The following is a 24,676-nucleotide window of genomic DNA, read 5'->3' as shown; positions in this document are numbered from 1 at the left end:
TCTAAGGGCAAGGAATTAAAAAAATGCAAAAGCAGATCTCTTTGACCTGGAGGCACCCCATGAAATCTGAAATTCGTACCACCCTGCGTCAGCACCCTGAAAGGGCCTGTCCTGAGGATATTCAGCAAATTCTTGCTGAAGGCTATCTGGCCCATGTGGGCTATAGCGAAGCTGAGCAAACCTATGTGATTCCCTTTTCCTATCATTTTGACCCAGCTGAACCCGATTGGCTTTATTTGCATGGTTCGCCTGTCAGTCACAGTCTTCTGGCGCTTGCGCAGGGGATTCCTGCCTGCATTGAAGTCACCCAACTGGAGGGGCTGGTGTTTTCACGCAGCGCCAAATACCATTCCATGAACTACCGTTCTGTGGTCTGTTTTGGCCGGGGCCAGGTTGTGACGGATCTGGCGCGCAAGCGTGAGATCTTTGATGCGATGATTGCCCGTTACCATCCGGGGCGCGCGGTAGAAGCTGACTATGAAGCCCCCAGTGAAGCCCAGTTGCGGGGCAGCCTGATGGTTGCGATTCAGATTGAAGCGGCCAGTGCCAAACAGCGTCAGGGAGGCCCCAAGGGGCCGCTGGACAGTCAGATTTTTGCGCCCGGCCAGGCCGGTGTGGTTTTGCTGGAGCCCCGACAGGAGCACTGGCGACCCGCCCTTTGGAGCCAGCCCCCTTTTCAGATTTCCACTGAAACCGCCCGTATCGAGCCGGAGGCACTCTATGCCTTGCTCAAGCCGACCTATTGGAATCAGCGTCTGACACCCGAGGGCCTGCTGCGCCGTCTAAAGCACTCGCTTTGTTTTGGCCTTTACCATGCCGCTGAGCTGATCGGCTTTGCCCGTCTGGTGACCGACCATGACAGTTTTGCCTATCTGGCCGATGTGGTGGTAGATCCGCACTGGCGGGGGCAGGGCTTGGGTTCCTGGCTGACGGCCTGCATTTTGGAACACCCTGTCATGGCTCAGATTCGCTGGTGTCTGCTTTCTACCCGTGATGCCCATGAGCTTTACCGCAAACAGGGTTTTGAAGCCCATCAAAAGCCTGAAAAATTGATGGTGTATATTCCGCCCCATATGCGCGGAGAGGAGCGTTTGGCATGAAAGATCTTTCGTTTTACTGGTTGGATGTTTTTTCTGAGCGGCTCTTGGGAGGCAATCCGCTGGCTGTAGTCTTTGGGGCTGAACGGCTGAGTTCTGAGCAGATGCAGGCCTTGGCCCGAGAGTTTAATCTCTCTGAAACCACCTTTGTGCTGCCCCCTGAAAACCCTGCTCACAGCTGCCGGGTTCGAATTTTTACCCCCCAGAAGGAATTGCCCTTTGCAGGGCACCCGACCTTGGGCGCAGCCTGGGCCGTGCGCAAGGCCTGGGGGCTGGCCGCTGATGCCCTGATTCTGGAAGAAGGGGTGGGGCCTGTGCCTGTGCGTTTTCTCAGCGACAGTCTGCTCGAATTTGAAGTGGCGAAGGCCCCTGATTTTGCACCGCTGGCGCTTTCGCCTGAAATTCTGGCCCAAGGTTTGGGGCTGGCACCTGAACAGATTGGCTGGGAAAATTTTCAGCCTGAAATTGTTTCGGCAGGGGTGCCCTATGCCCTGATTCCGATCCGGTCTTTGGCGGCGATTCGTTCGGCCCGTTATCTTTGGGGGGCCACAGATCCCCTGTTGAAGCAGTTTCCCATTTTGGGTGAAGTCTATTTGGTCTGCCCTGAAAGTGAAGATCCGGCAGCAGATTTTCATGTGCGCCTGTTCGCTCCAGGGGCGGGGGTGGCCGAAGACCCGGCGACAGGTTCTGCTGCTGCGGCGCTGGGGGCTTGGTTACAGAAACACCATCCCACGCAAGAACTTTGGCAATTGGAACAGGGGCTTGAAATGGGGCGGCCCAGTCAACTCTGGATTCGTCTGGAGCAGGCCCGGATTTTTGTCAGAGGCGAAGTGCGTTGTCTGGCGCAGGGGCAACTCAGTCTTTAGCGGCCGGGTTTCCACCAATTCCATTTGCCCATCAGCATCATAAAACTGGGCACCCACAAGAGGCGCAACACGGTGGCATCCAGCAGCAGCGCAGCGACAATGCCAATGCCCAGTTCGCGAATGGCGGGTGAATGAGAGAGGGCTGCAGGCAGAAACAGGGCCAGAAAAATAAGCGCGGCAGAACTGATCACCGAGCCACTGTGCGCCATGCCTTTGACAATGGCTTCGCGCACTTCCAGCCCTTCTGCATAGGCTTCTGAAATTCGGCTGAGGATCAGCACTTCGTAATCCATGCTCAGCCCAAAAAGAATGCAGAAAAGAGTCATCGGAATCATGCTTGAAACTGCGCCATTTACGGGGGTGTGCAAGTAGGTCGAGAACCACCCGTATTGGTAAATCGCTGTCAGAATGCCAAAGGCTCCCAGAATGGGCACGAAATTCATCAAGCCGGCCTTGATGGGCAGTAAAACGGCTTTCATATAGCCAAACAGGATGATAAAAATGGCCCCCAGAACCAGCGCAATCATCAGGCCGGTGTGGCGATACATTTCCTGACTGAAATCACGGGCCCGTTCCATGACCCCCCCTGTTCTGACCTGGTATTCAGGGTGCTTTTGGGCGTAGGCCCGAATGGCATCGCTGATCTGATGCACGCTTTCAATATTCATAATGTCTTTGGGGAAAACGGTCAGCAGGTGGGTGGTGCCTTGGGCATTGACCCAATGGGTCTGGGGGAAAAAGGTGGGCAGCCAGGGGGCCGAGAACTTTTCTAGAAGTTCTAAATTCTGATAAAAGCTGAGATAGTCGGCTTTTTTAAAATCAGGGTGCCAGGACATCAAACCCAGCACGCCTTCGACTTGGGGTTGAGCCTTTAAATAGCGGCTGAACTGATCAAGATACGCCAGTCCCGCAGGGCTTTTGATTTGGGTGGGGGCAGGTGCTTGAATCAAAACATAGAGGGGAACCATTTTCCCTCCCAGGCCCTGTTTTGCCAGTTTTTCGTAGGCCTGAACCGATTCGGCCTGTGCCGAGGCCAGGGTTTGTACGGGGTCCCAGAGTTTCATATTCAGCACAGGCAGGCAGAGCAGAAGAATCAAGCCCAAAGACAATGCGAAATAGCGTTTGGGATAGGCCGTGATATGTCGGGCGTAGGCTTGCCAGGCCGCTGTGCGATCCCAGTTTTTAAGCCAGCGGGTCAGGCTTTGGGGCCAATCCAGGGCCGGGGCTAAAATCCGTACCAGGGCCGGCAGGAAAAGAAAGGCGTGCAGCATTGAAAAAAAGATCACGCCGCATAAATTCAGGGCCATGATCCGCATGCCTGAAATATCTGGAATCAGAAGCACACCAATACTGGAGAAGACGATCAAGGCTGAAACCAGAATGGTTTTGCCAGCTGTTTGCGTGGTGGAAACAAGGGCCTGCTCTAAGCCTGCCTGTTTTGGCCTTTCTTCGCGAAAGCGGCTGATCCAGAACAGGCTGTAATCAACCGCCAGAGCCAGCCCGAGCAAACTGTTGAGTGTGGCTGAAAGGCTGGTGGTTTCGAGGCTGCTGATTTTTAAAAAACCTTGAAAGACGATGAGGCTGCTTAATCCCATTAAAATGGGCAAAAAGGAAGCCAATAAGCCTCCAAAGCTTAAAAACAGAATGCCAAAGGCTGCACTGAGGGCAAAGAATTCTGAAAGTGAAAAATAGCTCTCGCTTTCTTGCATGATATCTGCATAAAAGGCAAGGTTGCCTGTTAAAGAGGCCTGAAAATGATGCTGCTTGCCAAGTTGTTTTAAGCTTTGGCGAAGTTTTTTGATCCATTCGGGGCCCTCTACAAATTGAAAGCTGGGCTGCAATTCAAGCAGGTAGAGCCGTTGATCAGGTTTTTGCAGCTCGGGTACGGGCAGCAGGGCTTTGATTTGGGGATTCTGGCTGGAAAGTGCTTTGAGAACAGCAGGGGGAGGGGGCTTGCCTTCGAGCAGCAGGGCCAGGGTATTGCCCATTTGCAAACCAAACTCTGTGCGCAGTGTTTCCATGACCTGAAAGGCTTCGCTTTGGCGGGCCCCTGTGGATTCGGTCATCACCTTCTGAGGCAAGAGCTGCAGACTGAGCAGGCTGAGAGCTATCAAAACCAGCCAGATCCATAAAATAGCACGGTATTGACGGGTCAGAGCGGGAATCAGTTTCGAAGCTGAACTGGGCATTCAGGCCAGTAGCTCGGCCTGGGGTTCGCAGGACTGAGACGTTTCTTCTCTTTGGCGGCAGGCCAGTACACGGGGATTCATAATCCGGTACCAAAGCGGTGGCAAAAAGGCCAAGAGCACCATCCAACCATAGCCTGTGGGCAATTGAGGCGCTTCGGGAAAGGCGCGTAAAATTTGATAGGGGCGGTGGGCATAGAGGTGGTGATCGGAATGGCGTTGGAGTTTGTGTAAAAAATAATTGCTCAAACGGCGGCTGGAATTCCAGGAGTGTTGAAGGCCAATTTTTTCATAGCGACCGGCACTTTGCCGACGTTCTAAACCATAGTGTTCTAGATAATTGACGGTTTCTAAGGTGAAAATGGCGATCAGGGCTTGCAAGAAATAAAACAAGCTGGCCTGCCAGCCCCAAAGACCATATAAAACGCCGCAGAAGATCAGGGGCAGGCCGATAAACCAAAACATTTGATTGTGCCAGGAAACCACGGCATAGCCCTTTTGTTTTAAGCGTTCTTTTTCAATTTGCCAGGCCGAAACAAAGCTGCCAGGGATACAGCGTGCGTAAAATTGATAAAGTGACTCGCCCAGGCGGGCGGTGGCATGATCCTCTGGGGTTCCCATGCGCGGGTGATGGCCCAAGAGATGTTCGATTTGAAAATGCATATAGCCCACTCTGAACCAGAGCAGTTTGGCCAGATTTTGTTCGAGTTTGTTTTTGCGGTGGCTGAGTTCATGGGCGATATTGATACTGAAGCCCCCGTTGATCATTCCAACCATGAACAAGAGCCCGAGCCAACGGCCCAGCGATTCTGTCGGGCGGGAAACCAAAAAACAAGCCCAGAGCAAGAGCCCGATTTGCACAGGCACAAAGCCGTAAAGCACCCAGCTGTAAAGGGCTGTTTTTTTGAGGGTCTTTTCCTGTTCAGGTTGAGGATTGACCCAGTCGTCTCCGAGCCATTCGTCAAAGAGGGGAATCAGGCCAAAGGTCAGCAGAAACATCAGCCCATAATAGAGATTGCCCCCCCAATAACTGCAGAAGGTTAAAAGAGGCGCTAAATAGACCAAGGTATAACCAAGCCAACTCATGGTGGTATTATAACAGGGGTTTAAGAGCCAGCTGAATGCCTCTTTTGAGCAGTCGGTGAAAATCAAGCGGATTCAGAAAAGGGGTTGTATGAAACTTGGCATTATTGGGACATCTCTGAAAAAGAATGAAAAACGTGTGCCTATCCATCCTGAGCACCTTTCCGAAATTTCAACTGAGATTCGTCAGCAATTGGTCTTTGAACAGGGCTATGGCGAGCGGTTTGGTTTTTCAGATGCTACACTTTTGGCGCTGGGGGTGGGGCTTGCCCCACGGCAGACCTTGCTTGAAAGCATGGATGCCGTGCTTTTATTGAAGCCCATGCCCGCTGATTTTGAAAATTTGCGCCCAGGGGGGGTGCACTGGGGGTGGCCCCATTGTATGCAACAGGTGGCCAATACCCAAGCTGCAATTGATCGCCGTTTAACCGTGGTGGCCATGGAGCAGATGTTTATTCGTGATGAGCAGGGCAAACGAATTTTACATCCCTTTTATAAAAACAATGAAATGGGAGGGTATTGTGCTGTTTTACATGCCTTGGCGCTGAAAAGCATGGATGGAAACTATGGAAAAAAACGCAAGGTCGTGATTCTGAGCTTTGGTGCGGTTGGCCAAGGGGCCTTGCGGGCTTTGCAGGGACGTGGCTTTACAGATATTACGGTCTGTACTCAGCAAAGATCTGAAACAGAGCGTCCCGCTGGTTTGGAAAATTGTGAGTTTCGCCGGATTCGGCAAGAGCAGGGGCAATGGGTGATTACAGAACCCGATGGCCGTACCCGTCCTTTGTTGGCGCTTTTGCTTGAGTCAGATATTTGGATCAATGCCATTTTGCAGGATCCCAACCATCCGGTGATGTATATGAATGAAACAGATGTCGCACGCATCAAGCCGGGCACGTATATCTTGGATATCAGCTGTGATGAGGGGCTGGGATTTCCTTTTTCCCGCCCCACTTCTTTTGATGCCCCCTTGATTGAAATGGGCCATTTTGACTACTATGCCGTGGACCATACCCCCAATTATCTTTGGGAATGTGCCAGTTGGGAAGTGTCTCAGGCTTTGCTGCCCTATTTGCCCGAATTTTTAAAAGGCCCAGCGCATTGGGCGCAAACCCGGATCTTTCGCGAAGCGATTGAAATTCAGGCCGGAGAGATTCAAAACTCAGAAATTCTGGCTTTTCAAAAACGAGAGCCTGTTTATCCCCATGCAATGCTTGTATAGTGTTCTTGCAATGGATGCCCCCAGGGAGTTGAAAATGTATGCTTTCAATTCAAATTTAAAATGCGCAGCGCAGACCAGCCGCTTGTGAGCAAACCGCGTTTCTTTGACCTGCGTGAGCGACTGCAGGCCCATGCCCAGGAGCGGCCGACGCAGATTGCCTTTTCCTATTTGCCCGGAGGGGAGGGGCCGCCTGAATCGCTCAGTTTTGCCGAATTGGATCGGCTGGCCCGCCTTTTGGCTGCCGACTTAGTCTCCCGCTATCCGGCCCAAGAGCGCGTGATTCTCTTGATTCCCACCGGGCTTCCCTTTGTGGTGGCTTTGATGGCCTGTGTCTATAGCAATTTGATTGCGATCCCGGTACCGGCTCATTTTCAGGATCAGAACCGTTTGCAAAGGCGGTTGCCCCGTTTACAGGCCATTGCCGAAGATGCCCAGGCCAGCTTGGTGCTCTGTTCCGATACCAGTGAAGCGTATCGCCAGGCCTTAGACGAATGGGCCCCAGCCCTGAGAACCTTGGAATGGCTGAATCTGGAGCAAAGACTGAAAGCACTGAGCCTGTCTGCTCCTGAGCCAGGAGCAGAACGCCCGATTCAACCCGAAGATCTGGTTTTTTTACAGTATTCCTCAGGGTCTACGGGTCGCCCCAAGGGAGTCATGGTCAGCCATGGCAATCTGCTCGCTAATTTAAGCCAGATTCAGCGCGCCTTTGGGCATACGCCTGCCAGTATTGGCGTTAGCTGGCTGCCGGCCTATCACGATATGGGGCTGGTGGCTGATCTCTTTGAGCCGATTTATACGGGGCATCGCGAAATTTTACTTTCGCCCTTTGATTTTATTCAAAGGCCCTTGCGCTGGCTGGAGGCCATTAGTCAGTACCGGGCCAGTACCAGTGGTGCTCCCAATTTTGCCTATGCTCTCTGCAGTCGCAAGGTCACACCGGCTGAAGTTGTTGCCCTCGATCTCAGCGCCTGGAACCTGGCCTATAACTGTGCAGAGCCTGTCAGTGCCCAGGTTCTGGAGACTTTTGCAGAAACCTTTGTGCCCTGTGGTTTTCGCGCTCAGGCCTGGATGCCCTATCTGGGCATGGCTGAAGCCACCCTGATGGTAACAGCCGGAGCGAAAACAGAGGAGCCGACGGTGCTGAAGCTTTCGCGGGATGGGCTGCGCCAGGGGCGGGTCGAAGTGCTGGAGCCGGCCTCTGAGCAAGCCTCACAGTTGCTCGTGAGCAATGGACGGGCCCTGCCGGGACAGGAAATTTTGATAGTGGATCCCGAAAGCGCCCAGCGCTGTGCGCCCGATCAGGTGGGCGAAGTCTGGCTGGCGGGCCCCAGCATTGCCCAGGGCTATTGGCAAAAGCCCGCGCAAAGCCAAGCGACTTTTCAGGCCCCATTGGCCGGGAGTTCTTCTGAACAGCGTTACCTTCGCACCGGGGATCTGGGCTTTTTACACCAGCAGGAACTCTATCTGAGCGGGCGGCTCAAAGATTTGCTGATACTCCAGGGGCAAAACTTTTATCCTCAGGATTTGGAGCGTACGCTGGAACAAGCTCACCCCCTGGTCCGTGCCGGATGTACAGCGGCTTTCAGCCTGCCCGCAGAAGCTGCTGAGGAAAGCGAACGCCTGGTGATGCTGGCTGAGGTTTTGAGTCCTGGAGAAGTGTCTGAAGCGCTTTGGCAGCAAGTGAGTCACCGGATTCAGGCTGAGATCTGGGCCGAACACCAATTGCTGCTCAGTGAGCTGCTTTTGCTGCCTGTGGGCTCTATTCCCAAGACTTCCAGCGGTAAGATTCAACGCTCAGCCTGTCGCACGGCCTTTTTGGAACAGCGTTTGGAGCCGCTTTGGCTGCAAACAGGAGCAGCGCCGCAAACGCAGACCGAAACCAAGCCCGACTCCCCCTGGCGTGAGACAGAGCAAGAACTGCAAAGTCTGTTTGCAGAAATACTGAAGCTGCCTGAGGTAGATCTGCAGGCGCGTTTCTTTGACCTGGGAGGCCATTCGGTCGATGCTATGCTTTTGCTGACCCGGATTCGCGAAAGCTTTCACTTGGAATTGAGTCTGGCCCAGATTTTTGAATATCCCAGTGTGAGGGCTTTGGCCGAGCTGATCGAGACCGGTTTAAAAAACACGGCTGAGGTGCAGCCCGCTCCGATAGAAGCCCATTTGTCTCAAGCTTTCTGGCCCTTATCTTTTGCCCAGGAACGGATGTTTTTTTTGCATACCCTGCAGCCTGAGCAGGATGCCTATCTCATGCCCTTTGCTTTTGAACTGCGGGGGCCTTTGCGTGAGCGAGAAATCACGGCCCTGAAAGCGAGTCTGCTCCAGCTTCTGCAAAGACACAGTGCTTTGCGCACTGTCTTTTTTCAAAACCCGGAAGGTCTTCCCCAACAAAAGGTGAATGCTTTTTCAGCGGCTGATCTGGAGCGGGTTTTCAGCATCTGCGATCTTTCAGCGTCCCCCGACAGTCTCAAGGCGCATCTTCAGGCCTTCGCCAGCCAGTCCTTTGATCTGACCGTGTTTCCCCTGATTCGGGTGCAGCTTCTGCGCCTTGGGGCGGAAGATCATGTTCTGGCGCTGAATCTGCATCATTTGATCAGTGATGGCTGGTCAATGGGGCTTTTTTACCAGGAGTGGAGTCTGCTCTATGCCGAGGCATTGGAGTCTGAGACGAAAAAGCTTTCTGAAGCTTTGCCTGCTTTGCCAATTCAATATGTGGATTTTGCCCTCTGGCAGCGGGAGCAAGTGCTTTCGCGTTGGGAAAGAGATCTGGATTATTGGACGGCCCGTTTGCAGGGCTTGAAGCCGCTGTCCTGGGGGGGGGCTCAAGCAGGACAAAAGGCGCAGGCAGAACATCTGCGGGTCTTCTGGCCGGAGGCACTTTTGCAGCGGCTAAAGCAAGTCGCCCGAACCCATGACCTTTCGCTCTATATGTTGCTCTTGGCGGCTTTTCAGTTGGTGCTGGCCCGCACCAGCGGACAGACAGATCTGGGCCTGGCCACGCCGGTGGCGGCCCGTCAGCGTCCAGAATTGACGCCGCTGCTGGGTCTTTTTGTGAATACCCTGATTCTGCGCAACCGTCTCGAGCCAGGGCTAAGTCTGGCGGCCTGGTTCAAACAGGTGCGAGAGGGGGCGCTGGCGGCTTATCAGCATCAGGAACTGCCCTTTGAAAAAGTAGTTCAGGCCCTGAGCCCCCAGCGGCAGGCCGAAGCCTCGCCTCTGGCCTCGGTTTTCTTTGCTTTTCAAAACACGCCTCATCAGGGGTTGAACTTGAAGGGACTTGAACTGGAGGTTTTGCCGCTGGATTCGCAGACCCCGCGTTTTGTACTGGAATGCCAGCTTTGGGAACATCCAGGCCAGCAAGGGGAGGGGGCCTGTTTGGAATGCCATCTGATCGCAGATCGACGTTTCTTGGGGGCTCAGCAACTGCAGGCCTTGGCTCAGGATTTTGAAGCGCTGCTGCAGCTGATTTGCGCAAGCCCAGCGGAGACCTTATTGCAAGACTTGAAGGGGCCCTCAACCGAGCGTGAGGCCTGGCTGCAGACTTTGGCGCAAGGGGCAGAAGCCCCTGAAACGCTCACGGCTTCTGAATCTCTCCAAAGTCGCTTTGTGCCTGAGCTGGGCTTGAATGTTTACCATTTTCAGGACTTGGACCCCCGTGCGGCCTTTGCCTTTCAAAGCCGGATGCTGGAGCTGAAACCCCCTGCCTCTGAAGGTGAGATTCACAGGGCCTCAGAATCAGAGCTGGCCTATGTGCAGGGCCCATCCCTGCATTTTCCCCAGGGCAGCTCCCAGACCTTCAGCGAAGTTTTGCTGCGGGCTGAAAAAGAGATAAAAAAAGGCCTGCGCGTGATTTCGGCCCAGGGCGAAGTGTCTTTTTGGAATTATCAAACCCTGATGGCCCAGGCCCGCCGGATCAGCGGCGGACTGCAGAATTTGGGCCTGAAACCTGGAAGCGCTGTCTTGCTGCAATTGGAGCCGCGCCTTGAGTATTTTGCGGCTTTTCTGGGGATTGTTTTAAGCGGGGGCGTGCCTGTGACCGTGGCCTTGCCAGCGGTTTACCATCCTGAACAGGCCGTGGTTCAAAAACTCTTGAATGTCTGGCAATTGTTGGAGCAGCCTCTGATCCTCTGCCAGCAGGAGCAGTTAGAGGCCTTGCAGACGCTGGGAAAAGGGCAGGGGCTGAAGCTTGCTCTGCAGCCTGTCGAAGCACTTTTCGCTGCTGAAGAAAATCTCGAAATACATCTCGCTCAGCCTGAAGACACCCTTTTTTATCAATTGAGTTCAGGCAGCACTGGCACGCCAAAATGTATTCAAATCAGCCATCGGGGCGTGCTGGCGCACTGCGAAGCGGCGGGTCAGGTCAATGACTATCAGGCCGAAGAATGCTGGCTGAATTGGATTCCCCTGGATCATGTGGTGCCTGTGCTGACCTGGTGGATGCAGGCCCTCTACCGCCAGGCAGATTTTATGCATGTCGCGACAGAGCGGGTGCTGGCGGATCCCCTGAATTGTCTGAGCTTGATCTCAGAATACCGGGTGAATCATACCTGGTCGCCTAACTTTGGCCTGAAACTGATCTCTGAAGCTTTGCTCAATACCCCCGAGAGACCGAATTTTGACCTCTCCTGTCTTAAAACCTGGATGAATGCCGGAGAACAGGTGACTTGGTCTGTTATGGCTGAATTTTTGGCTGCGACGGCCCCGCTGGGATTTGCAGAAAAGGCCTTGAATCCAGCCTTTGGCATGGCTGAAGCCTGTACCTGTATGACCTATGACCGGGAGTTTGCTCTGGAGCGGACTGCTTATACTCCCCCCGGTCAGCAGACGGCCTTTATCAATACAGGGACGGTTTCACCGGGGGTTGAAATCCGGATTGTCGATGCCCAGAACCAGCTTTTGCAAGCGGGACAGATCGGGCGCTTTCAAATTCGCGGTGAGGTGATCACCGCTGGCTATTACCGCAATCCCGAGGCCAATCAGGAGGCCTTTGTGGGCGAGGGTTGGTTCAATACCGGCGATCTGGGCTTTATTCACCAGCGCCAATTGTATATTACGGGCCGCGAAAAAGAGATGATTCTGGTACGCGGGGCCAATATTTACTGCTATGAGATCGAAGACCAAATTGGGGCCCTGCCGGGGATTCAAGCTGGCAGTGTGGGCGTTTTTCCGCTTAACGATGAGGCTTCTGGCAGTGAGGGCTTTGGCATGGCCTTGGTCCCTGAGGCCCCCTGGAACGAAGCGGGAGATTTTCCTGCTCAGTCTTTGCTGGCCTTATTGCGTGAGGTGAGTCGGACGGTCAGCGAGCGGCTGGGTTTGGCTCCAGCTCTGGTTTTGCCCTTGCAGGCAAGTGAGTTTCCCAAAACCACCAGTGGCAAAATTCAACGCAATCAAATGGCCCGAAGCGTGATGGCTGGAGCGTATGATGCCCGCATCCGCAGCTTGGATCGGGCCTTGGGCAATGAACGCTGTCTGCCGGATTGGTTTTATCAGGTGGTATGGGAAGCTCAGCCCCTGCCGCCGGTGACCGTTCCTGCGGCCTGGCCTGACGAAACCTGGCTTCTGGCGGAAGGGCCTCTGCGTGAGGAATTGCAAGCCTTTCTGCAGGACGAGTTTCAGGCTGGGCTCCGGCTTTTGAGCCCTGAGCAGGCCCTGACGGAGCTTCAAATGGCTGGGGCGCAGCTTCCCCGACAGTGGATCTGGCTTTTGGCCTGTGAACCTTTCACTCTGGCTGCAGAAGAACAATTGCTGCGCCAACGCCTGGAGCTGGCGCAGCTTGTGTTAAAACAGGAGACTGCGCTGGACTGGGTGGAATGGGAGTGGTCTGCTCACAGGTTCGAAGCTCCTCTGGGGGGCGCGATTCAGGGGTTCCTGCGCAGCTTGATTCAGGAGCGGCCCCAGACCACCTTTGGGCGGGTGCAGACCCAGGATTTGAGCTTGACCGAAGCTTGGCTCTGCCTGAAAAAAGAAGCGCTGGCCCGCAGAGCAGCAGGAACCGAAAATCTGTCCGAAACCCTGCGCTACCGTGGCGACACAGAACAGCGTGAGCGAAAGGTGCTGGGTGCTGTCAAGTTTCAGCCTGAAGAACTCAAACAAGCGGCCTTTCCGGCCCGTCAGACCCGTCTGCTACTGGGCGGTCTGGGGGGGATAGGCTTCGAGCTGGCGCAGGCCCTTTTGGCTCAGCCAGAGCAATCTCTGCTGGTGGTGGGGCGCACCCGTCTGAAGAGCGGCGATAAGCCCCAGCGCGATCAGCGTTGGGAAAGTTTACGCCAATTGGCGGCAGCCCATGGAAATCAACTTTACTATCTGGCTTTTGATCTGCAAAGTCAGGATTTTAGTTCGCTGCAGCAGGCTTTGCAGCATGCCGAAGCGAGCAGTGGCTATCCCCTGCGCACCCTGATTCAAGCCGTGGCGATGCCCTATCACGAAGCCCTGATCGCAGAGTTAGATCCTGACGAGGCCCTCAGGCACTGGCGGCTCAAGGCCCAGGTTTCAGAGTTGCTTCAGAATTTGATTGCGCTGCAGCCGAACCCCCAAGCCCTGCATTTGGTTGAAATCGGTTCGGTCAATGGCACTTTTGGTGGTTTTGGGGTCAGTGCCTATGCGCTGGCGCAGGGTTATGCTGAGGCCTGCGCGGCCACTTATCAGGCCTTGGGGGTGAGCTATCACGGTCTCAATCAGAGCATTTGGCCCCAGGTGGGGCTCAGTGCGGGCAAACAGAATCAAGGGCTGCACCGGGGCTTTTTAAGTATTTCCAGACCTGCGGGAAGTCTGAGTCTGTTGGCGCTGCTGAAAAAGCCCGGCGGGGTTTATGCTGTGGGCTTAGACGGGCGTAATCCCTTGATTCACAAAGAATTGAGTGCGCTGACCCGCCAGGCTTTGCCGCTGGCAAAGGGGGCTCCGTCATGGTCTATGGTCTCGCCTCAGGCCCCCACTTCAGCAGAGCTTGCTTCAGAATCTGCTGAAAATAGCGATACGGTCAGTCAGCTGTGTCAGATTTATGCCCATTTACTGGGCAAAGAGCGGGTGCTTCCAGCCGACGACTTTTTTTCTCTGGGGGGCCATTCTCTGTTGGCCATTCAGTTGCTCTCACGGATTCGCGGCGCTTTTGGGGTGGAATTGCCCTTGAAATATCTCTTTGAAGCCCCCCGTGTGGCTGATTTAGCGACGATCATTGAGCGTTTGAAACAGCCTGAAACGCGTGTGGCGGTACTGCCTCCCCTGGACATTCAAGCCCGCCAGCCCGATAAACTCTGGCCGCTTTCTTTTGCCCAGGAACGGCTTTGGTTTATGGAGCAATTTGAAGCGGGACGGGCCCTCTACAATACCCTTTTTTGTCTGCGTATCGAAGGCCCCTTGCAGCCGGAGCGTTTGGAGCACAGTTTGCAGGAACTGCTGAAACGTCATGAAATTTTGCGTACGGCCTTTGTCGCTGAAGCGCCCACAGGTTTGCCGACCAGCTATGCGGCGGCCCAGAAAATTCTGAGCCCTGCTGAACTCTCCCCTTTCCAATTGGAAAGGGTGGACCTGCGCTCAAGCGAGGATCCGGCACAGATTGCGGCAGAAAAGAGACAGGCCTTGGTTCGGTTGCCCTTTGACCTGGCCCGTCCGCCTTTGTTGCGGGCCCAATTGCTGCAGTTTTCGGAGCAAAGTTTTGAGCTACAGTGGGTGATTCACCATCTGGTTTCTGATGCCTGGACCCTGGGGCTCTTTTTGCAGGAAATGGCTCAGTCTTATCGCGGAGAGACGCTTCCTCCGCCCCCCCAGGCCCACTATCTGGACTATACCCTTTGGCAAAGGCATTGGTTGAAAGGCGCGGTTTTAAGCTCTCAGCTGAACTATTGGAAAAAGGCCTTGGCCGACCTGCCTGACCTACTGCCCCTGCCCACTGATCACCCCCGTCCTGCTCAGGAAAGCTATCGGGGCGGGCTTTGGCATTTTGAGCTGAAGCCTGAATTGAGTCAGCCCTTGCAAGAGCTGGCTCAAGACCAGGAACTGACCCTCTTTATGCTGCTGCTGGCGGCTTTTCAGGTTCTGCTTTTTCGCTATACCCATCAAACGGATATTCTGGTGGGCATTCCCGTGGCCAATCGGCGGCAGCAAGATTTAGAGCAAATGCTGGGGCTTTTTGTCAATACCCTGGTCATTCGCGGGAATTTAGAAGAAAATCCCCGCTTTATAGATTTTGCCCAGGCCCTGGGGCAAACCTGTCTGCAGGCTTATGCCCACCAGGATTTGCCCTTTGAAAAACTGGTTGAGGAACTCAATCCTCAACGCAGTTTGAGCCATCACCCTATTTTTCAGGTCATGTTTGTGATGCAGGGGGCCGATGAGTTGGCCGCTCAAACGATTGCTTTGCCGGGCTTAAAAACCGAATTTCTGCGTCCGGGCGAGGGCCTCTCCAAATTTGATCTCAGCCTGGAGCTTCAGCAGTCTGCGGCTCCAGGTGGGCTCAAGGGACGCATCGAATACAATGCCGATCTCTTTGAGCCTGAGACGATTGCGACCTGGGCTCAGCATTTGGAGCATTTGCTGGAAGCGATTGTCGCTCAGCCCGAAACGGCGGTGGGGCAGCTCAAATTCTTGAGCCCTGCTGAAGAACAAAAGCTCTTGCGCGATTGGAATCAGACCCAGGTGGACTATCCTAAGGATTGCTGTGTTCATCAGTTTTTTGAAAAACAGGCTGCAGAGCGGCCTGAAAAAACAGCCTTGGTTTTGGGAACCCAGCAATTGAGTTATGGCGCACTGAATCAGCGGGCCAATCAATTGGCCCATTATCTGATCGCTGAGGGGGTGGGGCCTGAGGTTTTGGTGGGCCTTTCGATGGAGCGCTCCTTTGAGATGATTGTGGCCTTATTGGCCATTCTCAAAGCCGGGGGTGCCTATGTGCCACTTGACCCCGATTACCCCTTGGAGCGGCTGCGCTATATGCTGCAGGATACTGCCGTGCCGCTTTTGTTGACCCAGGCCCGTTTTGCTGAGCGCTTTGCCACTGAAAAGGCACGCTGTCTCTGCGTGGACGCTGAAAGTGTGCTCTGGGCTGAGATGCCGCTTGAGAATCCTCAGCCTGGGCTGACGCTGGACAATTTGATTTCGATTATTTATACCTCAGGCTCGACCGGGCAGCCCAAGGGCGTGATGAACACCCATCTGGGTGCCTATAACCATCTGGTTTACCGGCATTCGGCCTTTCCGATGCTGGAGAGTGACCGCATCATTCAAAAGACCTCGCTCAATTTCGACGGTTCGCTTTGGGAGGTTTTCTGGACCCTGATGGGGGGTGCGACCCTCTGTATTTCAGAGCCTGAGAGCCAGAAAGACAGCTATTATCTCTCGCGCTTTATTGTTGAGCAGGGCATTACCATGATCGATTTCGTGCCTTCGATGTTGCAGGTGGTATTGAATGAGCCCGAAAAGCATGATTTCTCTTCCCTGCGGCGGGTGTGGTGTGGCGGCGAAGGGCTTTCTTATGCTTTGGAACAGGAATTTTTCGCGAAATACCCGGCGATTGGCATGATTCATGGCTATGGTCCAACCGAAACCACCGTCAGTGTGACCTATTGGGAATCTCAGCCCGGAAATCCGCTTCAGACCGTTCCGATTGGACGGCCCAATGCCAATATTCAGATCTACCTGCTCGATCGCTGGCTTAATCCCGTGCCTGTGGGCGTAACCGGCGAGATCTATATCGGGGGGGATGGCTTGGCGCGCGGGTATTTGAACCAGCCTGAGTTGACCGCCGAAAAATTTATCGCCAACCCCTTTGGTTCGGGCCGTCTGTACAAGTCGGGCGATTTGGCGCGCTATTTGCCCAATGGTGCGATTGAATTTGTCGGAAGGGCTGACCATCAGGTCAAAATTCGTGGCTTTCGCATTGAATTGGGCGAAATTGAAGCTGCTCTGCGTCAGCAAGCCGAAGTTCAGGATGCCCTGGTACGGGTGCACGAAGCGCGATCGGGTCAAAAACGCCTGGTGGCCTATTTACTTTGCGCTCTCGGGGCGGAACAACAAGCGGGTCTGAAAGCGGCCTTGAAAACCCGCCTCAAGACCCAGTTGCCAGACTATATGCTGCCCAGTGCCTATCTTTTTCTTGAGCATTGGCCCGTCGATTTCAATGGCAAGATTTTGCGCAAGGCTTTGCCCGCGCCTGAGTGGGAGCGGGAAGTAGCCTCTCAGACCCCGGAAAGCCCAGCAGAAATACGCTTGGCCGCGCTCTTTGCCGAGCTTTTAGAGGTCGATCCAATTGGGCGCGAAGACGATTTCTTTGCCCTGGGAGGGCACTCTCTGCTCGCGACGCAATTGGCGGCCCGGATTCGTGAACAGTTTCAATTGGAACTGCCGCTGCGTCAGATCTTTGAAACCCCGGTGCTGGCGGACCTGGCTCAGAAAATTTCTCAGAAACAAGTCGAGCTTTTGCCGCCGATTCAGGCCTTGAGCCTGTCTCAGTCCGAGCAGCGCGACTGGCCGCTTTCTTTTGCTCAGGAGCGGCTTTGGTTTATGGAGCAGTTTGAACCTGAGCGGGCTTTGTATAATATTCCCCTGGCCCTGTGTCTGGCGGGGGAATTGGATCGCAAAGCGCTCAAAGCGGCTTTAGGTCTGCTTCAGAGCCGCCATGCCGGACTGCGTACCTGTTTTCGTCAGCAGGGTGAAAGCGCGCGGCAGGTGATTCTGCCTGAGCTGGACTTTGTCTGGCGGGAAAGCGATCTCAGTGCTTCTGCTCAGCCCGAAGAGGCCGCTTTGGCCTGGGCTCTGGAAGACGCCCGCCAGCCCTTTGACCTGGGGCAGGCCCCGCTCTGGCGGGTGGCTTTGCTGCGTCTGGGTGAAAACAGGCATTGGCTGGTACTCAATCTTCACCATATTATTTCGGATGGCTGGTCGCTGAAAGTCATGCTGAAAGAGCTGCAGCTTTGCTATGCTCAGTTCAAACAGGGGCAAACGCCCCTTTTGCTGCCTTTGCCTGTTCAATACGCTGACTATGCTCTCTGGCAGCGCAATTGGTTCTCGGGTTCTGTTTTTCAGGGCCAATTGCAGTATTGGAAACGGCAATTGGCCCAATTGCCGGCTCTGCTCGAACTGCCCACCGACCGCCCCCGTCCGGCCGAACAAAGTTATCAAGGGCAGCGGGTGATCTTTGCCTATGAGCTTGACTTGACCCAGGCTTTGCAGGCCCTGGCCCGGCGGGAGAGCGTGACACTTTTCATGCTTTTGCTGGCGGCCTTTCAAGTGCTCTTGGCCCGGCTCAGCCAGCAAGAGGACCTGGCCGTTGGGGTTCCGATTGCCAATCGCCGCATGCAGGCCAGCGAAGAACTGCTCGGTTTCTTCGTCAATACCCTGGTGATTCGCGGCGATTTAAGCGGAGATCCCAGCTTTTTAGATTTTCTGCAAACCCTTAAAACCACCTGTTTAGAGGCCTATGCCCACCAGGATCTGCCCTTCGAAAAATTGGTCGAAGAACTGCATCCGCAACGCAATCTGAGTCACCATGCCCTTTTTCAGGTGCTCTTTGTCTTGCAGGAAGCCTCTTTTGCTGTGCCGCCTTTGGAAGGCCTCTCCACCCAGGTGCAGGATCTGGACAGCCAGTCTTCGCGCTTTGATCTGGCCCTGGAACTGATCCCTGTACCAGAGGGGCTCAAGGCGCGTGTGGAATACAATTCAGAAATCTTTGAGGCCGCAACCATCGCGCGCTGGATGGGGCATTACCAAGTCTTGCTGGAGTCGATTCTGGCTGCACCGCAAACGGCGATCAGCCGCTTGCCACTGCTCAGCCCGACAGAGCTTCAGACGCTCCTCATCGATTGGAACGCAAACACCGCTGCCTATGCCGATCGGGCTGGGATTCATCAACTCTTTGAAGCCCATGCGGCAGCGCATCCCCATGCTGAGGCCCTGCGTTATCTGGGGCAAACCTGGACGTATGCTGAGCTCAATGCCCAGGCCAATCAATGGGCGCATCAACTGCGCGCCCGTTTGTTCTCTGCGCCTTTTTCAGGGCCTGCTCCCCGCGTGGGGATTTGTCTGGAGCGCTCTGCCGACTGGATTTTGGCCCTGTTGGCGGTGCTCAAAGCCGGGGGCATTTACCTGCCCCTGGATCCGGCCTCGCCGCCGGAGCGTTTGAATTTTATTCTCAGTGATGCGGATGTGGATTGGGTGATTTATCGCGTTGAAGATTCTGAAGCGTCTCTGGAGTTTCAAGCCTGGCCTCTGCCAGCGGAGCGCTGTCTGGAGGTGACTTCGTTGACGGCTGCTGCCGTTCAAGCATTCTCTGAAAATCTGCTCCCACCTTCCTCCTGGCAGGCCTTTTTACACAAAAAGGGCGCTTCTCCCCCAGCCTATATGATTTATACTTCGGGCTCTACTGGGCAGCCCAAAGGCGCACTTTTGGGCCACCAGGGGCTGTGTAATATGATTCAGGCCCAGATTCAGTATTTTGAACTGGGGGTGGGCCAGCGGGTCTTACAACATGCCGCGATTAGCTTTGATGCTTCTGTTTTTGAGGTGTTTATTGCACTTTGTTCAGGCGCTTGTCTTTGTATTGGCACCCGCGAAGAATTACAGGCCGGGCCGCCGCTGGCTCACTTTATTCAGCGTGAAGCGATCAACCTGACGACCCTGCCCCCTTCCGTGCTGGCGCTGCTGCCCTTGCCGGAATCTGAAACCCCGCTCAAAAGCCTGCTGGTGGCGGGAGAAGCCTGTCCCTTGAGCCTGGCGCAGGCCTGGGCGCCCTATTGTCGCTTTTTCAATGCCTATGGCCCGACAGAGGCCACCGTTTGTACCACTTTGGGTGAATACTCTCCGGGAGCGCCGCTTTTGAGTCTGGGCAAAGCAATCGACAATCTCCAGGTCTATGTTCTCGACTCAGCCTTTCAGCCTGTTCCGCCTGGGGTGCCCGGAGAACTCTTTATCGGCGGGGTGGGGCTGGCTTCGGCGTATTGGCGCCGCCCAGAGCTGACGCAAGAAAAATTCATTAAGCAGACCTTTGTGTGGGGAGAGCAAAGCCTGACAACCCGCCTCTACCGCAGCGGAGATCGGGTCAAATGGCTGCCTCAGGGCGAACTTTTGTTTTTAGGCCGCCTGGATACCCAGGTCAAATTGCGGGGCTTTCGGATTGAACCTGGTGAAATCGCCGAGGTTTTGCAAGCTTATCCTGCGATTCAGCAGGCCACGGTGCTCTGTCGCCGTCTGCCGGGAACAAATGCTGAAAACTCTGAACGCGAGCCGCAGTTGTTGGCCTATCTGGTGCCCGACTGGAAACAAGTTTTAAGCGCGAGTCAGCGCAGCGCCCTGGAGACAGAACAGGTTCGCCACTGGCAAAACCTTTATCAAAGTCTGGATCGTGCCCAAACAACGCGCACAGGGGCTCCCGGCTCTGATTTCACGGGTTGGAACAGTTCTATCAGCGGCCAGCCGCTGCCCCTGGCTGAGATGGAATCCTGGCGACAAGCCACCGTACAGCGCATTTTGGCCCTGCAGCCCCAGCAACTCTATGAAATGGGGTGTGGGCGGGCCTTGCTGCTCTCTCAGATTGCGCCTCAGATTGAGCGCTATTGGGCCAGCGATTTTTCGGCCCAGGTTTTGGATGAGGTTCGGGCTTTGGGGCTGGAGAACGTGGTTTGTCTGGAGCGTCTTGCCGATCAGTTTGAGGATTTACCTTTGCAGGGCTTTGATACCTTGGTGTTGAATTCTGTGCTTCAGTATTTTCCTTCAGAGGAATATCTGGAGCGGGTGCTGAGGCAGGCTTTGCCTCATCTTCAGGCCGGTGGCCGGATTTTTCTTGGCGATTTGCGCGATTTGCGCCTGCTCGAAGCCCTGGCGCTGGAAATTGAACTCTTAAACAAGCGGGAAACACATCAGCATCAAGTGAGCGCATCGCTGCTTTTGCCAGAACTTCAGGAGCATTTACTGCGTGAAGAAGAACTCTGTTTTGAGCCTGCCTTTTTTCTGGCGCTCTGTCAGCGTCTGCCCGAATGTTCAGGGCTTGAGATTCTGCTCAAACATGGGCGGCCCGAAGCCGAACTGAGCCGTTTTCGCTATGATGTGGTGCTGCATCTGAAAGGCTCTGAAAGTCAGACGCTTGCGACACCACGCTGGCAGAAATGGCAACCTGAATGGAGTTTAGCAAAACTAGAAAGCCTTTATCTGCAGCACTGTGCTGAGTCGGGAGATGCTCCTCCTTTGCTGGCACTGCGTGGTTTGCCCAATCTGCGCATCTGGCAAACTCTGGAGAGTTTACACAAGCTTCAGGCGGCTCCTGAAGCGAATTTTGGCTTAGCAGAACTGCCCCTGGCTGGAAAACCCGCTGAAAGGGCTGAGGCCGGTCTCGACCCGATGGCTTTGCTGGCCTGGGCCGAAACACAGCAGGCTCAGATTCAGCTTTTGCCAGAGGCTGACCCCGGCTGTTTTGCGCTCTTGCTTTCGCCTCAGCCCTTGCCGATCTTGTCGCTTGAAGCCTGGGCAGAACTGCTGCAGGAGCAGGGCCTTGCTTTGGGACAAAAGCGTTCACCGCTCTGTAATCAGCCGCTCCGGCAGGCCTATGCCCAGGTTTTGCTGCCTGAGCTGAAGCAGTATCTCAGCCGGCGTCTGCCCGACTATATGCTGCCCAGCCACTATCTGCTGCTGGAGCAAATGCCGCTCAATCTGCATGGCAAGATCGAAGTAAAGGCTTTGCCCTTGCCCAGTCAAAAGCAGGTGACTTCGATTTATCGGCCACCGCGTTCAGAAAGTGAAAAACAACTCTGTGCATTTTATGCCGAGCTTTTGGGGTTTGAGCCGATCGGCATTCACGATTCCTTTTTTGATTTGGGTGGACATTCTCTCTTGGCGATTCAGTTGCTGGCCCGGATCCGGGTTCAGTTTCAAGTAGAATTGCCTTTGAAAACCATTTTTGCGGCCCCCACAGTGGCAGAGTTGGCACAGCGGCTGGAAACCCCTGTGGTGCCCAAAAACAAAGGCTTAAGCTTTTGGAAAGAAAGAGCTACTTCGGGGCGAAGCACCCACTCCTTGCCGCCGCTTCAACTGCGCTCTGCTCCGGCAGGGCAACCTCAGAAACTCTCCTATAGTCAGGAGCTGTGGTGGACGATTTATCCTTCCCGCCAAGAGCTGGAACATGGGATTCAAAACAGCTATGCCGGGATTCGTCTGCAAGGACTTCTCAACCCAGAGGCTTTGCAGCGGGCAATTGCACAGATTATTCAACGCCATGAGGCCCTGCGTACCCGTTTCACCGCGTTGGCTCAACGCCCGCGGCGGATCGTCGATGCGCAGATATCCTTTCAATTGCCCCATTATGATTTCGTGGGGCAAAGTGAAGCCCAGGCCATTCAGGCTTTAGAAAAGGCTGCCCAGGCCTCCTTTGACCTTGAGAAAGGCCCCTTGATTCGCGCCGCGCTTTATCGTCTGCGCCCGGATTTGCACCTGCTCATGCTTTCGGTCAGCCATTTGGTTTTTGATGGTTGGTCGCTGAAACTATTTCTGCAGGAATTGGATTTCTTTTATCGGGCCGAATATCCATCCCCTCCCCAGCCTGGAGAGCCTCTGGCTTTGCCTGAACTGCCGCTGCAGTATTCCGACTATGTCTATTGGCACCGCAAATGGATTCAGAAAACGGTGATTCGCCATCAATTGCTCTACTGGATTCGCAAGGGCCAGAATATGCCTGTCGTACTGGATATCCCCACAGATAAGCCCCGCCCAGAAATGCTGAGTATGTCTGGCAGCAGTATCTCTTTCAGTCTGTCGGCTCGCCAGGTACAGGCTTTGCAGGCCCTGGCCCAGGAAAACGAAGCCACGCTCTATATGCTGATGCTGGCGGCTTTTCAGGTTTTGCTTTACCGTTACAGTGGTCAGCGCGATATCTTTGTGGGTACACCTGTCGCCAATCGCCCGGTCAAGGAATTGGATACAATGATGGGGCTTTTTGTCAATTTTATTGTCTTGCGGGCCGATCTCTCTGGTCAGCCCAGTTTTCGAACCTTTCTCGCTCAGGTTCGCCAAACCTGTTTAGAGGCTTACCAGCATCAGGATCTGCCTTTTCAGATTCTGTTCAAGTCGTATAAGGCCTATCAAACGCTTACCCGTTTTCAGCGTTTTAATACCCAAAAAACCATGCGCTCGAATATCATGTTTAATCTGCTCGACGATTTTGGCTCAGATTTTCAAATCGGGGCTTTAAAGGCTTCGCTTTTGCCCCTGGAAAACCAATTCGCCTCACAAACGCTGCATTTGATTCTGCTGAAAAGTGAGCAGGGCATTCAGGGGCAACTCAATTACAGTGCCGATCTCTTCTATCGTGAGACGGTCGAAAAACTGTGTGGGGATTATCAGGCTTTGTTGGCTCAGATTCTGGCAGAACCTGAGCTGCGGGTTTAGTTCGCTTCTTTTTCGGTGTTTATCACCTCAGTTGAAAATGGGCCTGAATTTTCTCTGCCACTTGATCTGGCGACAGGGCTGAATTGTTGATTCTCAGATAGGGATCCGAAAACAGATCGGCTTCTTCAGGCCCGCTGTTGAGGCGGTGTTGGGCCAGCACCTCTTTCAGATGGGCTTCAGAATGGTCGAGATTGCGCTTGCTGGGTTTGTGCTGCAGACGAAATTCTCCCCGGTTGCGCTCAAATAAAAGTTTTGGATCGGCTTCCAGTTCCACCAGATAGCGTTGTCCACCGGCCTGAGCAAAGGCGGAGGTGAGTTGAAAAAGATATTCCCTGTCCTGGGGCTGGTCAAAGGCCCAAACCCAGGTGAAAATCAGGCCGGGCAGGGGAGCGGCGATGGCTTCGGCAAAGATTTCTTGGCGAAAATGCTCAACCAAGCGCCTGAAGGCCGGAGTGCCGTAGTCAAAGAACTGCAAAGCCAGCTCAATGCTCATGTGGTTGTGAAAGAGCTTATAACCCGTGCGCTCTGCCAGGGCATGGCCTACGCTCATTTTGCCCACAGCGGGCGGGCCAAAGATTACGACCAGATTGCAGGCCACTATCTACCTCGTGCGTTATGATTATTGTGGTTATCGAAATGATACCCACGACCCTTGCGCAGACTCACAGCCTTCACGCCAATCGTGTGGAAACGAGCATTGTCTGCACTTTGACCACGCGCCTGAGCCGGGCAACTGAGAAATCTTCTGCAACAAAGGGTGTGTCGCTACGTTTCAAAAATGCACAGTTCATCTTTCTAGGTTTACAAATCTCCTCAGCCAACCCCAGGAATTCTCTCTTAAAAGAGATCTCAAAATATTAAATTTTAATTTAAGATTTTAAATTTAGGTTAAGTATAGTATAATTTTTATATAAACCATAGTAAATAAGGTTTTCATATATGGCTTCGATCCAGAGACTTTACGCCGAAAACAGATATCAACCCCTGTCTCAGCTGGCCGTTCTTCCAGCCCAGGCCATGTGCTCTTCCCAAGTAAGACAAAGATCAAGCTCTCCCGAACTGCAACTGACCTCTAGGCTGACCCTTTCCCCTACAGCAAAGACTTCCCGCAAAAATCTGGTTCCGATTCTCTCTCAACCCCTCTTCTCCCAGCCCCAGCTCACTTCTCCAAAGCCAGTACTCTCCCCTCCAGATAAAAATGCGCCCCCCACGGCGGAAGGCGCGAAGGCTTTGCGTGCCTGGCTCGAAGCCGAGCAGGTCGGGGGGGCTCAGGCCGCACACACGTATAGTTATTATGAGGCAATTGAACAATACCTTGGCCCCTTTGGCGAAAAGGGCTACCCTCTGGGCTATGGCAAACATTACAATCAGAAGTTTATGAACAACCAGACCCTGATGGCCGAGCCCACCACCCGTCGCTGGGTTGAGAAAACAGGCCTGCTCTTGCAGAAAGCGATTACCGATTACCTGGTTGCGCGTTATCAGGCTGGTACCCTCGGAAAACTCACCGAGACTGAATTGCGTAAATTTGCCTTTAGCTCCCATCCCCAGGCTTATACCGAAGCGGGACTGGCCGATGTGGTTTTACATTCCCCAGAACTCTTGCCCAGCATCGTCGCTGTTCCCAGCGCGGAATTCTTTCCGGGCTCAGGCAATACACTGGCTTCCTGGAAACAGGTGGGGCAGACCAGTTTACTGGTCAGTGGCGATATTTTAGAACACGCAGCTGATACGGTCGTGGAAACTGTCAGCGACACGCTCCATGTCATGGCCCACAGCACGGTTTATGTGGTGGGAGATAAAAGACCGGCCTATGCTTTGGGTTCGGCTGCAGGCCGTTCGCTGGGGCATTGATTTCCTCTG

General features: G+C 54.2%; 8 protein-coding genes. 5 read left to right on the top strand and 3 right to left on the bottom strand.

The features are described 5' to 3' along the window. Nucleotides 1-23 precede the first annotated feature (23 nt). Nucleotides 24-1,100, top strand: coding sequence for a hypothetical protein (locus COW20_13505; GenBank protein PIW47217.1), 1,077 nt, complete (start codon nucleotides 24-26; stop codon nucleotides 1,098-1,100). Next, nucleotides 1,097-1,963 carry a hypothetical protein gene (locus COW20_13500; protein PIW47216.1) on the top strand — a complete coding sequence of 289 codons (867 nt, stop codon included), beginning with the start codon at nucleotides 1,097-1,099 and terminating at the stop codon, nucleotides 1,961-1,963. The genes COW20_13505 and COW20_13500 overlap by 4 nt, the downstream gene beginning before the upstream one ends. On the opposite strand, the gene COW20_13495 is transcribed toward COW20_13500, so the two are convergent. Continuing rightward, nucleotides 1,960-4,152, bottom strand: a complete 2,193-nt coding sequence (locus COW20_13495; GenBank protein ID PIW47215.1) for a hypothetical protein — start codon at nucleotides 4,150-4,152, stop codon at nucleotides 1,960-1,962. The two genes, COW20_13500 and COW20_13495, sit on opposite strands and share 4 nt — an antisense overlap. Next, on the bottom strand, nucleotides 4,153-5,301 hold the full coding sequence (locus COW20_13490; GenBank protein PIW47214.1) for an alkane 1-monooxygenase: 1,149 nt from the start codon (nucleotides 5,299-5,301) through the stop codon (nucleotides 4,153-4,155). A 22-nt stretch (nucleotides 5,302-5,323) separates the two neighbouring features. On the opposite strand from COW20_13490, the gene COW20_13485 reads away from it, so the two are divergent. Together COW20_13485 and COW20_13480 are read left to right on the top strand one after the other, a co-directional pair. Then, nucleotides 5,324-6,454 (top strand): NAD(P) transhydrogenase subunit alpha, encoded by a 1,131-nt coding sequence (locus tag COW20_13485; GenBank protein PIW47213.1) that lies wholly within the window; start codon nucleotides 5,324-5,326, stop codon nucleotides 6,452-6,454. Nucleotides 6,455-6,514: 60 nt separating this feature from the next. After that, a complete protein-coding gene (locus COW20_13480) occupies nucleotides 6,515-22,813 on the top strand; it encodes a hypothetical protein (GenBank protein PIW47212.1) in 16,299 nt (5,432 codons plus the stop codon). Between the two features lie 22 nt (nucleotides 22,814-22,835). Here COW20_13480 and COW20_13475 read toward each other — a convergent pair whose 3' ends face one another. Then, entirely contained in the window at nucleotides 22,836-23,363 is a 528-nt protein-coding gene (locus COW20_13475) for a shikimate kinase (protein ID PIW47274.1), read from the bottom strand. A 389-nt stretch (nucleotides 23,364-23,752) separates the two neighbouring features. Between COW20_13475 and COW20_13470 the strand changes: the two genes are divergently transcribed. Then, entirely contained in the window at nucleotides 23,753-24,667 is a 915-nt protein-coding gene (locus tag COW20_13470) for a hypothetical protein (protein PIW47211.1), read from the top strand. Nucleotides 24,668-24,676 lie beyond the last annotated feature (9 nt).

The organism is bacterium (Candidatus Blackallbacteria) CG13_big_fil_rev_8_21_14_2_50_49_14, assembly GCA_002783405.1.
Lineage (GTDB): Bacteria > Cyanobacteriota > Sericytochromatia > UBA7694 > UBA7694.
This window is presented reverse-complemented; position numbering and strand designations above follow the sequence as displayed.